Origin of the sequence: Streptomyces sp. NPDC002701 (assembly GCF_042889045.1) — a bacterium.
Classification (GTDB): Bacteria; Actinomycetota; Actinomycetes; order Streptomycetales; family Streptomycetaceae; genus Streptomyces.
In genome coordinates, this window is the sequence record NZ_JBIAQL010000003.1 from 402494 (window position 1) to 415775 (window position 13282).

Below are 13282 nucleotides of genomic sequence, written 5' to 3' on the forward strand. Positions count from 1 at the left end.
CGCCCCTATGTCGCCATGAATGCCTCACGGACGGACACAGCTTGCCACTGTGGCGTCCTTCCGCAACTGCACCTTATCCACGCCGTGCGCCACTCAACACCGGATCCCTGAGATCGATTCACGCGGGGTGCGCACATGATCCACACAGAGTGAGCCGCACATGCCCCAACTCTGGGCCCCGACGCAGGCGTTGAACTCGCCAGAGGTCTTGACAACCGCATTGGTCTGGACCAGTTTGGAGAGGCGACGGTGGCCACCGTGCTCGCCCCCTCCCCACCCCCACTCCCCCACCGGAGGCACCAGTGGACCGCGTACCAGGCATGCCCAGACACAGACGGACCTGGGCGGGCGCCCTCGCCGCCGTGCTCGCCGCGTCCGTCCTCTCCCTCACCGGTGCCGGCCAGGCCATCGCCGCGGACGTCAACAACACGAAGAACGCCGGCTTCGAGTCGGGGCTGTCCAGCTGGACCTGTTCGGCGGGCAGCGGCGCCACCGTCTCCTCGCCCGTGCACGGGGGCGCGTCCGCCCTGAAGGCCACGCCGGCCGGGCAGGACAACGCCCGGTGCAGCCAGACCGTCGCGGTGAAGGCCAACTCGCGCTACACGCTGAGCGCCTGGGTGCAGGGCGGGTACGCGTACCTCGGCGCGAGCGGCACGGGCACCACGGACGTGTCGACGTGGACCCCGGACTCCTCCTCCTGGAAACAGCTGACGACGTCCTTCACGACGGGCGCGAACACCACGTCCGTGACCGTCTACACCCACGGCTGGTACGGCCAGGCGGCCTACTTCGCCGACGACGTGTCCGTGTTCGGTCCCGACGGGGGCGGTACGGGCGGCGACCCCGACCCGGTGGTCCCCGCGACCCCGGCCGGCCTGAACGTGGCCTCCACGACCTCGTCCTCCGTCTCCCTCGCCTGGAACCCCGTCTCGGGCGCGAGCGGCTACAACGTCTACCGCAACGGCACGAAGGTCGCCGCGGTGACCGGCACCTCGGCGACGGTCACCGGCCTGGCCGCCGCCACCTCGTACCCCTTCCAGGTCACCGCGACCAACACGGCCGGTGAGTCGGCGAGGTCCACGACGGTCACCGGGACGACCAAGGCGTCCACGGGCAACCCGGGCACCCTGCCCAGGCACGCGGTGACGGGCTACTGGCAGAACTTCAACAACGGCGCGGCCGTCCAGAAGATCTCCGACGTCCCGTCCCAGTACGACATCATCGCGGTGTCCTTCGCCGACGCCACGTCGACGCCCGGCGCCGTCACCTTCAACCTCGACTCGGCCGGACTGAACGGCTACACGGTCGACCAGTTCAAGGCGGACGTGCGGGCCAAGCAGGTCGCGGGCAAGAAGGTGATCATCTCCATCGGCGGCGAGCTCGGCAGGGTGGCGGTGAACGACGCCACCTCCGCGGCGAACTTCGCGAACTCCGTCCACTCGCTGATGCAGACGTACGGGTTCGACGGCGTCGACATCGACCTGGAGAACGGCCTCAACGCCACGTACATGACGCAGGCGCTGCGGTCCCTCTCCTCGAAGGCGGGCTCCTCGCTGATCATCACGATGGCGCCGCAGACGATCGACATGCAGTCGACGTCGAACACCTACTTCCAGACGGCCCTGAACGTCAAGGACATCCTCACGGTCGTCAACATGCAGTACTACAACAGCGGTTCGATGCTCGGCTGCGACGGCAAGGTGTACTCGCAGGGCTCGGTGGACTTCCTCACCGCGCTCGCCTGCATCCAGCTGGAGAACGGTCTCGCCCCGTCCCAGGTGGGCCTCGGCGTTCCGGCGTCGACCCGCGGCGCGGGCAGCGGATACGTCTCCCCGTCGATCGTGAACAACGCCCTGGACTGCCTCACCAGGGGCACGAACTGCGGCTCCTTCAAGCCGCCGCGGACCTACCCCGACCTGCGCGGCGCGATGACCTGGTCCACGAACTGGGACGCCACGAGCGGCAACGCCTGGTCGAACGCGGTCGGACCGCACGTGCACGCGCTGCCGTAGCGCCGGCCCGTCGTGACGTCCGCCGCACCGGTGCGTGTACGAACGCACCGGTGCGGCGGAGTGGCCTGCCGGGGAACGGGCGTCAGAAGAACTCCGACCACGGCTGGTCCCAGACCTGCTTCACGCACAGGACGACGAAGAGCAGGCCCGCGAGGGTCAGCATGGCGTTGCTCAGGATGCCGTTGCGCCATTCGGCGGGTGTGCGGGAGGAGTTGAGGAGCCAGACCAGGGTGAGGGCGAGGAAGGGGAGGAAGGCCGCGCCCAGGACCCCGTACAGGATGATCAGGCGGAAGGGCTGGCCCTCGAAGAGCAGGATCATGGGCGGGAAGGTCAGCCAGAGGAGGTAGGCGCGGAAGGGCCAGGACCTCTCGTGGGTCCCGGAGGCCACTTCCTCGCCCGAGGCCACGGTCGTGTCCGTCCCCGCCTTCGTGCCCTCCCCGCCGGAGGCGGCGGACGCGGCGGCCCGGTCCTTGCGGAAGCGTTCCACGAAGTCGGCGAACATCAGGCTGACGCCGTGCCAGACGCCGATGAGGGAGGTGAAGGACGTGGCGAAGAAGCCGATGAGGAAGAACTTGGCGGTCGCCGTGCCGTACTCGTCCTCCAGGATGTCGCCGAGCTGGATGAGGCCCTTGTCGCCGCTCGCGATGGCGACGTTGGAGGAGTGCAGGATCTCCGCTCCCACGAAGAGCATCGCGATGACGAAGACGCCCGTGGTGATGTAGGCGACGCGGTTGTCGAGCCGCATCACCTTCATCCAGCCGGTGTTCGTCCAGCCCTTGGCGTTGACCCAGTAGCCGTACGCGGCGAGCGTGATCGTGCCGCCGACGCCGCCGATCAGGCCGAGCGTGTTGAGGATCGAGTCCTTCTCGTCGGGCAGGACCGGCAGCAGGCCCGCGAACGCCTCACCCAGGTTCGGGGTGACGCGGATCGCCAGATAGACGGTGACGACGAACATCACGCCCACCAGGACCGTCATGACCTTCTCGAAGACCGCGTACTTGTTGAACCAGACGAAGACCAGACCGACCAGGCCGGTCAGGATCGCCCACCACTTGAGGTCCATGACGTCCGGGAACAGGGCCTGCAGGGGCAGGCCCGACGAGGACATGGCCGCCGCCCCGTAGACGAAGCCCCAGATCACGACGTACACGACGAAGAACCACGAGGTCCAGCGGCCGAGGCTCGCCCAGCCGTCGAAGAGCGTCCGGCCGGTGGACAGGTGCCAGCGGCCCGCCGCCTCGGCGAGGGAGATCTTGACGAGGCAGCCGATGACCGCCGCCCACAGCAGGGTGTAGCCGAAGTTCGAGCCGGCGATCAGGGTGGCGACGAGGTCACCCGCGCCCACCCCCGTCGCGGCGACCACGATGCCGGGGCCGATGTACTTCCAACTGGATTTACGGGGTACTGAGTTCTGCCTGGTGTCCGCGTGTCCCGAGGTGTCCGCCATGCCGATCAAGAAAGCGTAAAGAGCTGCGGGGCACAAGAGGGCGCGCGCCGATCGGCACCTGATGTGCACAGCACGAACCGCCTGTTCGAGCAGGTGCCGAACACCGGCGGCGGCACGATGTCGGCCTGTTTCCGGTATCGGCCCCCGGCCCACCCTTGACCAGAACATGCCATGGCCCCACGATGAGCGCCACACCGCACAGCTCCCTGCTCCAATCCCCACATTTCCGGTGATCCCGGATCTCATGGAGAAAACAGGAGAACACATGCGACTTCGTAACAAGGACGGCAGCAGACGTGGTCGGCGTTCCGCCGCCCTCGCCACGCTCCTCGCCCTGGCGCTCGCGGCCCCCGTCGCCGCGACGACCACCGCGAGCGGCGCCTCCGGCAAGGCTCCCGTCTCCGACGCGGACGAGATCCGCCAGTACGAGATCCACCTGCACGGCAGCACCTCGGCCACCCGCACGGCCATCGCCCGGACCGGTGTGTCGATCGACGAGGCCGACGAGGAGACCGTCGTCGTCTCGGGCCGCGCCTCCCACGCGAGGAAACTGCGGCAGCTCGGGTACGAGGTCTCGCTCCTCGGCGCCGCCCCGGACCGGTCCAGCGCCGCGGACGTCGGTGTCCTCGACTTCCCCTCCGCCGACTCGCGCTACCACAACTACGCCGAGATGAACACGGAGATCGACCAGCGCCTGGCCGCCTACCCGGGCATCATGAGCAAGCGCGTGATCGGGAAGTCGTACCAGGGCCGGGACATCATCGCCGTCAAGATCAGCGACAACGTCGCCACCGACGAGTCCGAGCCCGAGGTCCTGTTCACCCACCACCAGCACGCCCGCGAGCACCTCACCGTGGAGATGGCGCTCTACCTGCTGCGCGAGCTCGGCGCCGGGTACGGCTCGGACTCCCGGGTCACGAACATGGTGAACAACCGCGAGATCTGGATCGTGCCGGACCTCAACCCCGACGGCGGCGAGTACGACATCGCGACCGGCGCGTACCGCTCGTGGCGCAAGAACCGCCAGCCCAACAGCGGCAGTTCGTACGTCGGCACGGACCTGAACCGCAACTGGAACTACCGCTGGGGCTGCTGCGGCGGCTCGTCCGGCTCCACGTCGTCCGAGACCTACCGGGGCACGGCGCCCGAGTCGGCGACCGAGGTGAAGGTCGTCGCCGACTTCGTCCGCAGCCGGGTCGTCGGCGGCAAGCAGCAGATCAGGGCCGGCGTGGACTTCCACACCTACAGCGAACTGGTGCTGTGGCCCTTCGGGTACACCACCGCGGACACCGCGACCGGCATGACGGCGGACGACCGCAACGCCTTCGCAGCGGTGGGCCAGAAGATGGCGGCCAGCAACGGCTACACACCGGAGCAGTCGAGCGACCTCTACATCACGGACGGGTCCATCGACGACTATCTGTGGGGCAGCCAGAAGATCTTCGGCTACACCTTCGAGATGTATCCGTCGTCCGGTGGCGGGGGCGGGTTCTATCCGCCCGACGAGGTCATCGAGCGGGAGACCTCGCGGAACCGGGACGCGGTGCTGCAGTTGCTGGAGAACGCCGACTGCATGTACCGGTCCATCGGCAAGGAGGCGCAGTACTGCGCCTGACCTCCGGTCGGCCGTGGTGCCGGGACGAGGGTGTGGGGAACTGCGCGTCCGGTGTCGCTGGTCGCGCAGCTCCCCGCGCCCCTTACGGGGCGCTCGGCTCCGGGGCTTCCTCGTCCTCGGCCTCTTCCGCCTCTTCGAAGTAGGTGTCCAGGACCTTGTCGAGGTCCGTCTCCCACTCCTTGAAGTCGGAGCGGGACTTCGCCTCGATCTCCAGGGGGTACCAGCGGCGGTCGGGGGTGTGCACCGTGATGGTGAAACGCTTGCCGAAGCGCGGGGACTCGGTCTCGACGGCGCCGATCTCGTCCCAGCGGAACTCGGCCTCCTGGTCGTCCAGGCGCAGCCGTACGCCGCTGTGGTCGGCGACGACCTTCGCACGCCGGTCGGCGGCCTCGAAGACCGGGCCGCCGTCCGGGGCCGGCGTCTCTTCGGCCTCCCCGGACCCGTCGTCCGGCTCCTCCACGACGGAGGGTTCCTGTTCCTCCTTCGTCAGCGGGCCGTCGGAGGCCGTCTCGGGCGAGGCGGCCTCCTCGGCGGGCTCCTTCGGCTGCGCGGCGTCGGGCTCGGCGGGGCGCGGGCCCGTGATGCCGGGCACGAACGCCGGGTCGGCCGCGGCGCCTTGCAAGGGCGGGATGTTGGGTCCTATGCGCTGCTCCACAGCGGGCAGTATGGTCGACGATCCTGTGTCAGGAACAGTCGGGTTCCGGTTCCTCCCGCTACTTCGTCAGATAAAGACGCTGAGCGACGCCGCCACCGCGAAGCCCGCCACCGACAGCACGGTCTCCAGGACCGTCCACGACTTGAGCGTGTCGCGTTCGGAGATGCCGAAGTACTTGGCGACGATCCAGAAGCCGCCGTCGTTGACGTGCGAGGCGAAGATCGAGCCGGCCGAGATCGCCATGATGATCAGTGCCAGGTGGGCCTGGGACAGGTCCTGGCCCTCCACCAGCGGGACGACGATGCCCGCGGTGGTGACGATGGCGACCGTCGCCGAGCCCTGGGCCACTCGCAGCACGACCGAGATCAGCCAGGCCAGCACGATGACCGGCAGGCCGACGTCGTTGAAGGTGTCGGCCAGCGCGTCCGCGATGCCCGAGCCCTTCAGGACGGCGCCGAAGACCCCGCCCGCGCCCACGACGAGCAGGATGTTGCCGACGGGCTTGAGGGACGAGGTGGACACCGTCTCCAGGGACTGGCGGGACCAGCCGCGCCGGATGCCCAGCAGGTAGTAGGCCATCAGCAGCGCGATCGTCAGCGCGACGAAGGGGTGCCCGAAGAACTCGACGACAGAGCGGAAGGTCGAGGGGTCCAGCGCGATCGAGGAGAAGGTCGCGGCGAGGATCAGCAGCAGGGGCGTACCGATGATGAGGAACACGGTGGCGAGCGGGACGGGCTGCTCCGCGTAGTCCTCGGGCTGGGCGGTCACCACGGTGCCGGTGCCCCCGTCGGCGCCCTTGCCGGTGCCCTTGCCCTTGCCGGTGCCGTCGGCGGAGGCGTCGGTGGAGCCCGTCGAGCGGGCGGCGGCGCGGCGGGCGGCGCGCTCCTCGGCGACGGCGGCCTTCGCCTCGTCCGCGGCCTCCAGCATGTCCTGCGGTACGGGGACGAAGAGGCGCTTGCCGATCCACGCGGCGTACACCCAGGCGGCGAGCACGGCCGGGATGCCGACGACGACGCCCATCAGGATGACCCAGCCGAGGTCGACCTTGAACAGACCGGCGGCCGCCACCGGGCCGGGGTGCGGCGGCAGGAACGCGTGGGTCATCGACAGGCCCGCGAGCAGCGGCATGCAGTAGAGCAGGATCGACTTGCCGGAGCGCTTGGCGGCGGCGTAGACGATCGGCGCGAGGACGAAGATGCCGACGTCGAAGAAGACCGGGATGCCGAAGATGAGGCCGGTGAGGCCCATGGCGAGCGGGGCGCGCTTCTCGCCGAACAGGTTGAGCAGGCGGGCGCTGAGCGCTTCCGCGCCGCCCGATACCTCGAGGATCGCGCCGAGCATGGTGCCGAGGCCGATGATGATCGCGACGTGGCCGAGGATGCCGCCCATGCCCGACTCGATCATCGAGACCGAGGCCGACCGCTGGACGGTGCCGAAGAGTTCGGTGACGGAGAGGCCGGCCGACAGGCCGACGGCTATGGAGACGGCCAGCAGGGCGACGAACGGCTGGAGTCTGACCTTGATGATCAGGACCAGCAGAAGGACGATGCCGAGGGCCGCGACGGTCAGGAGACCCGCCGTGCCGTCCAGGAGGAGGAGCAGGCCGCCTGTGTGGGGTGGGGTCTCTGGGGCTGGTGGTGTGGCTGCGAGGAGGGATGACATGGGGAGGGCCTCTTCCTGAGGGCTTCAAGTGGTTCAAGGTGTTTTTGGGCAGGGGGTATCGCCGTACGGGGTGCGGGGGGTGCGGGGGTGTCGTGCTTGTCGTGCGCCGGGTGGGGGGCGGGTGCGGGCCGGTGGGGGTTGGACGCGCCGTTCCCCGCGCCCCTGAGGGGCGCGGGGGTGGGGCTCAGTCGTCCAGGACCGCCAGGGCGTCGATCTCGATGAGGAGACCGGCGGGCAGGCCGACGTAGACCGTGGTGCGGGCCGCCGGGGGTGCGGTGAGGTTCTGGTCCTCGAAGTACGCGTTGTAGATCGCGTTCATCTCGGCGAAGTGGTCCACGTCCGTCAGGTAGACGCGGATCATCATCGCGTCGTCCCAGGACGCGCCGCCCTCTTCCAGGATGGCCTGGACGTTGGCGAGCGTCTGGAGGGTCTGCTCGCGCAGGGTCGGCCCGGCGGGCGTCGGCGGCTGCCCCTCGACCGCGGGCAGGAAGCCGACCTGGCCCGCGACCTGGAGGATGTTCCCCTTCCTGACGCCGTGCGAGAACCTGGCGGGCGGGGTGGTGTGGGTCCTGGGGGTGAGGGCGGTCTTCTCGGTCATGTGCTGGTTTCCTTCGTCGGGGTCTTGCCTGAGTACTCGCCGCTGACGGCCTCCGCGGTACGGCGGACCAGCGGGAGGAGGGTGAGGAGTTCGTCCGCGGTGACGACGACGTTCGGGGCGGAGACGGACATGGCGGCGACCACCCGTCCGTCCGTGCCGCGGATCGGCGCGCCGACGCAGTTGATGGACTCCTCGTGGCCGCCCAGGTCGGTGGCCCAGCCCTGTTCGCGCACCTTGTCCAGTTCCCGCAGGAAGGCGGGGGCGCTGGGCGTCGAACGGGACGTGTACATGGGGTAGTCGAGCTTCTCCGCGACGGCGCGGCGCTCGGGCTCCGGCAGGTCGGCGAGGAGCAGCTTCGCGACGGCGGCGACCGTGATGGCGACCGGTTTGCCGATCCGTGAGTACATGCGTACCGGGTAGCGGCTCTCGACCTTGTCGATGTAGAGCACCTCGCCCTCCTCGTACACGGCGAGGTGGACCGTGTGGCCGCAGGTCTCGTTGAGGCGTACGAGGTGGGGGTGGGCGATCTCGCGGACGTCGAGGTTCTCCACGGCCTCCTGGGCGAGGGCGAAGAGGCGGGCGCCCAGGCGGTAGCGCTGGTCGGACTGGCGGTAGACCAGGCCGTGTTCGTGCAGGGTCCGCAGGAGCCGCAGGGCGGTGGACTTGTGGACGCCGAGCCGGTCGGCGACCTGGCCCAGGTCGGCGGGGCCCTCGGCGAGCAGCGGCAGGATGCTCAGCGCGCGGTCGACGGTCTGGCTCATGGGGTGGGTACCTCCTCCTCGGCCCGGTCTGCGGCGTTCGTCCAGCCGGGGCCGAGTCGAAGTGTCTCCCACGCGGCGTCGTCCAGGGCGGCGAGGCGGTCGGCGTGGGCGCGGGAGGGGGGTGCGGCCAGGTCGCCGGGGGCGGTGAGGGCCGCGGCGGCCATGAGGTGGCCGTGGCGGAGGCGGTGTCGTGCGGGCAGGTCGCGGAGGGTCGCCGAGAGGAAGCCGGCGGCGAAGGCGTCGCCCGCGCCCACGGGGGCGACCACGTCCACGGTGAGAGCCGGGGCGAAGGTGACGGTGTCCTGGCGGGGGGCGGGGGGCGGGTGCGGCGCCGTCGTGTTCTCGGCTCCGGGGAGGGAGTCGTGCGGGTGCCGCGCCGTCGTGTTCTCGGCTCCGGGGAGGGAGTCGTGCGGGTGCCGCGTCGTTGTGTTCTCGGGTTGGGAGAGGGAGTCCTGCGGGTGCCGCGCCGCTGTGTCTTCGCCCTCGGGGAGGGAGTGGTGCGGGTGCGCGCCGGGGGGTGTCCGTCCTCGGTCTGGCGCGGAACGAGGGGTTTGAGAAGTGCTGCCCGTGGACGCGCCATCCGCTGCGGGCGGACACCCCCCGGCACGCCCCCTCCCCGCCGTACGCGGCCGGTGGTGCGTGGACGGGCCGGCCTCGAACAGGGTGGCGCCCCGGCTGCCGTTCTTGATCACCAGCGTGCGGGGCTCGGGGAGGGCCTCGCGGATGGCCTCCGGGCCGCCCGTGATGCCCCAGGCCGCCTCCGCCTCGTCCTCGCCGACGAAGACCAGGTCCGCCGCTCGGGCCAGGGTGAGGAGGGTGGTGCCCGCCGTGGCCCGGTCCGGCCAGAGGCCCTCCCGGTAGTTGACGTCGAAGGAGATCAGGGGGCGGCCCGGGCGGGGGGCGGTGAGGGTGGTGAGGAGTGACAGGCAGGTCGGTGAGAGGGCGGCCGTGATGCCGGAGAGGTGGAGGACGCGGCCGGAGTCGAGGGCGTCCAGGTCTGCGGTGGCGGGGGACATCGCCGAAGCGGCTGAGCCCGTGCGGTAGTACGCCACCTCGTGGGCGTCCGTGGCGCGGTCGCCGGCCGTGCGGAAGTAGATGCCGGTGGCGCGGGCGGGATCGCGCCGTACGGCCGAGGTGTCGACCCCGTACGACCCGATGGTCTCGACGAGGTGGTCGCCGAAGCCGTCGGCGCCGACCCGGCTGACCCACTTCGCGGTGTGGCCGGCGGCCGCCAGTACGCACGCCACGTTGGACTCCGCGCCTCCGATCGCGCGCTCGAACGACGGTACGTCGGCGAGGCGGCCCGGCCGGGAGGGGAGGAACGTGACCATGGACTCGCCGAGGGTGACGACCTCCACGGCGGCCGGCGGGCGCGTGGCGTCGTGGTCGGTGCCGACGGGCGGTCCGGTGCGGGTCACGATGGCTGGGGCTCCTCGTCCTGGCGCGGGTCCGGGCGACTCCGTTGACCCGGCGTTGGCCGAGATGTTAGACAGCAGTGAGCGCGATACGCAATGGCTGTTGCAGACGGTGCAACGGCCCTCATCAGGGAGGCTCCCATGGCTGCCGACTCCGCCGCCTCGACCGCGGCACGTCTCGCGGACGAGCGTGTCGACCACCGCTTCAAGGGCCTCCCGCCCGACGCCGAAGGGCTGACCGTCGGCGAACTGGCCGCCCAGCGGCGCAATCTGTTCAGCGGGGGCTTCACCACGCCCCTGCTCTCCCTGTCCGCCGAGCGGCTCGAACACAATCTGCGGCTCATGGAGACGTACGCCGAGCGTCATGGTCTTGTCTTCGCGCCGCACGGCAAGACCTCGATGGCTCCCCAGCTCTTCCACCGGCAGATCGAGCACGGCGCCTGGGGCATCACGCTCGCCGTGCCGCACCAGGTGCGGGTGGCGCGGGCGTTCGGCGTCCAGCGGATCTTCCTCGCCAACGAGGTGGTGGACCCGGCCGCTCTCGGCTGGATCTCCGCGCAGCTCGACGCCGACCCCGGTTTCCGGTTCGTCTGTTACGTCGACTCCGTGCGCGGCGTCGAGCTGATGGACGCCGCGCTGCGCGGGGGCTCGCGCCCGGTGGACGTCGTCGTCGAACTGGGCGCGGGTGACGGGGCCCGCACCGGTGCGCGGACCGAGGCGGAGTGCGCGGCCGTCGCGGACGCCGTGGCCGGTACGGACACCCTGCGGCTGGTGGGCGTCGCGGGGTACGAGGGCGAGGTGCCGGACGCCGACCCGGAGCGGGTGCGGGCGTGGCTGCGGCGGCTGACCGCCCTGGCCGTGGACTTCGACAAGGCGGGCCGGTTCGACGCCGCCGCCCCGGACGAGATCGTGGTCAGCGCGGGCGGCAGCGCATGGTTCGACGCGGTGGCCGACGTCTTCGCCGAGCTGCCCGAACTGTCACTGCCGGTCCTGAAGCTGCTGCGCTCTGGGGCGTACGTCTCGCACGACGACGGGCACTACCGCGAGGTGACGCCCTTCGTCCGGATCCCCGAGGAGGGCGCGCTGCACCCCGCGTTCCGGCTCTGGGCGCAGGTCGTCTCCCGCCCCTCGGCCGAGCAGGCGTTCGCCAACGCGGGCAAGCGTGACGCGGCGTACGACCTGGACCTGCCCGAGGTGCAGGTCGTACGAGGGGAGGACGGCGAACGGCCGGCGGACGGTGTCACGGTCACCGGGCTGTCCGACCAGCATGCCTGGATCCGTACGGCGGGGGACACCGGGCTGCGGGTCGGCGACTGGGTGGGCATGGGGCTCTCGCATCCCTGCACCTCGTTCGACAAGTGGCAGCTGATCCCGCTGGTGGAGCGGGACGGCACGGTCGTCGACTACATCCGCACCTACTTCTAGGAGCCCGCCATGATGGATCTCGTCATCCGTGACGTGGACGTCGTCGACGGCAGCGGAGGCCCCTCCTACCGGGCCGACGTGGGCATCGAGGGCGGCAGGATCACCTCCGTGGTGCAGGAGGCGGCCGCCGCCGGGTGTCTGCGGCCCGTCGCCCGCCGGGTGGTGGACGCCGAGGGCCTGGTGCTGGCCCCCGGCTTCATCGACATGCACGCCCACAGCGACCTCGCCCTCCTGCGGGACCCCGACCACAGCGCGAAGGCCGCGCAGGGCGTCACGCTGGAGGTCATCGGGCAGGACGGGCTGTCGTACGCGCCCGTCGACGACCGCACCCTCGCCGAGGTGCGCCGCGCGATCACCGGCTGGAACGGCAGCGGCGACGACATCGACTTCAGCTGGCGGTCGGTGGGCGAGTACCTCGACCGTCTGGACCACGGCTTCGGTGGTGAGGGCATCGCCGTCAACGCCGCCTACCTCGTCCCGCAGGGCGCCGTCCGGATGCTCGCCGTCGGCTGGGACGACCGGGAGGCGACGCCGGAGGAGCTGGACCACATGCGGCGGCTGGTCGCCGACGGGATGCGCGAGGGCGCGGTCGGCATGTCCTCCGGGCTCACCTACACCCCCGGCATGTACGCCAAGGACGCCGAGCTGACGGAACTGTGCCGGGTCGTCGCGGAGTACGGCGGCTACTACTGCCCGCACCACCGCTCGTACGGCGCCGGCGCGCTGGACGCGTACCGGGAGATGGTGGACCTGACCCGCGCCGCGGGCTGCTCCCTCCATCTCGCGCACGCCACCATGAACTTCGGCGTGAACAAGGGGAAGGGCCCGGACCTTCTGGCGCTCCTCGACGAGGCGCTCGCGGGCGGGGCCGACATCAGCCTCGACACCTATCCGTACACACCCGGCTGTACGACGCTTGTGGCGATGCTGCCCAGCTGGGCGAGCGAGGGCGGCCCTGAGCCGACCCTGGCCCGGCTGCGGGACGAGGAGACGGCCGGGCGGATCCGCCACCACATGGAGGTGGTGGGGTCGGACGGGTGCCACGGGGTGCCCATCGAATGGGACACCATCGAGATCTCCGGCGTGGCCGATCCGGCGCTCGCGTCCTACGTGGGCCGGACGGTCCAGGAGTCGGCGGACGTGCGCGGTGAGGCCCCCTGGACCACTGCCCGCCGGCTGCTCCTCGACGACGGTCTCGGCTCGACGATCCTCCAGCACGTGGGCCACGAGGAGAACGTGCGGGCGATCATGCGGCACGGCGTCCACACCGGCGGCTCGGACGGCATCCTGCGGGGCGACAAGCCGCACCCGCGCGCGTACGGCACGTTCCCCCAGTACCTCGGCCGGTACGTGCGGGAGCTGGGCGTCCTCAGCCTGGAGGAATGCGTCGCCCATCTCACGTCACGGCCGGCGGCACGGCTGCGGCTGCCCGACCGGGGCCTGGTCCGCGAGGGCTACCGCGCCGACCTGGTCCTCTTCGACCCCGAGACGGTCGCCGCGGGCTCGACCTTCGACGCGCCCCGCACGCTGCCGACCGGGATCCCGCACGTCCTGATCGACGGCCGCTTCGTCATCGAGGACGGCCACCGCACAGCCACCCTGGCAGGCCGCACGATCCGCCGCACCCCCACCCCTTGACCGCCTTGAAGGGGCGCGGGGAACTGCGCGCTCAACCCCCACGGCCCATTCCCA

10 protein-coding genes are annotated in these 13282 nt (G+C 70.8%); 4 read left to right on the forward strand and 6 right to left on the reverse strand.

What is annotated here, in order from left to right; translation table 11 throughout:
• Nucleotides 1-320 precede the first annotated feature (320 nt).
• On the forward strand, nt 321-2012 hold the full coding sequence (locus ACFYXC_RS10230) for a chitinase (RefSeq protein ID WP_389549141.1): 1692 nt from the start codon (nt 321-323) through the stop codon (nt 2010-2012).
• Nucleotides 2013-2094: 82 nt separating this feature from the next.
• On the opposite strand, the gene ACFYXC_RS10235 is transcribed toward ACFYXC_RS10230, so the two are convergent.
• Entirely contained in the window at nt 2095-3459 is a 1365-nt protein-coding gene (locus ACFYXC_RS10235; protein WP_388914758.1) for an Nramp family divalent metal transporter, read from the reverse strand.
• Between the two features lie 265 nt (nt 3460-3724).
• Here ACFYXC_RS10235 and ACFYXC_RS10240 point away from each other — a divergent pair, with 265 nt between their 5' ends.
• On the forward strand, nt 3725-5074 hold the full coding sequence (locus tag ACFYXC_RS10240; RefSeq protein ID WP_389549145.1) for a M14 family metallopeptidase: 1350 nt from the start codon (nt 3725-3727) through the stop codon (nt 5072-5074).
• Between the two features lie 82 nt (nt 5075-5156).
• On the opposite strand, the gene ACFYXC_RS10245 is transcribed toward ACFYXC_RS10240, so the two are convergent.
• The 5 genes from ACFYXC_RS10245 to ACFYXC_RS10265 all read right to left on the reverse strand — a co-directional run bounded on the left by ACFYXC_RS10245 (nt 5157) and on the right by ACFYXC_RS10265 (nt 10168).
• Nucleotides 5157-5729 carry a hypothetical protein gene (locus tag ACFYXC_RS10245; protein ID WP_389549148.1) on the reverse strand — a complete coding sequence of 191 codons (573 nt, stop codon included), beginning with the start codon at nt 5727-5729 and terminating at the stop codon, nt 5157-5159.
• A gap of 66 nt (nt 5730-5795) precedes the next feature.
• Complete coding sequence (locus ACFYXC_RS10250) at nt 5796-7391, reverse strand: GntP family permease (RefSeq protein WP_389549151.1); 1596 nt, start codon at nt 7389-7391, stop codon at nt 5796-5798.
• 184 nt (nt 7392-7575) lie between these two features.
• The gene (locus ACFYXC_RS10255; protein WP_388914746.1) at nt 7576-7989 is read right to left on the reverse strand and encodes a RidA family protein; all 414 of its coding nucleotides are present in this window, start codon (nt 7987-7989) and stop codon (nt 7576-7578) included.
• Entirely contained in the window at nt 7986-8750 is a 765-nt protein-coding gene (locus ACFYXC_RS10260) for an IclR family transcriptional regulator (RefSeq protein WP_388914743.1), read from the reverse strand. Before ACFYXC_RS10260 ends, ACFYXC_RS10255 begins: the two co-directional genes overlap by 4 nt.
• A complete protein-coding gene (locus ACFYXC_RS10265) occupies nt 8747-10168 on the reverse strand; it encodes a sugar kinase (protein ID WP_389549156.1) in 1422 nt (473 codons plus the stop codon). The genes ACFYXC_RS10260 and ACFYXC_RS10265 overlap by 4 nt, the downstream gene beginning before the upstream one ends.
• 138 nt (nt 10169-10306) lie before the next feature.
• Between ACFYXC_RS10265 and ACFYXC_RS10270 the strand changes: the two genes are divergently transcribed.
• Both ACFYXC_RS10270 and ACFYXC_RS10275 read left to right on the forward strand, forming a co-directional pair.
• A complete protein-coding gene (locus ACFYXC_RS10270) occupies nt 10307-11590 on the forward strand; it encodes an amino acid deaminase (RefSeq protein WP_389549158.1) in 1284 nt (427 codons plus the stop codon).
• Nucleotides 11591-11599: 9 nt separating this feature from the next.
• The gene (locus tag ACFYXC_RS10275) at nt 11600-13228 is read left to right on the forward strand and encodes an amidohydrolase family protein (RefSeq protein ID WP_389549161.1); all 1629 of its coding nucleotides are present in this window, start codon (nt 11600-11602) and stop codon (nt 13226-13228) included.
• Nucleotides 13229-13282 lie beyond the last annotated feature (54 nt).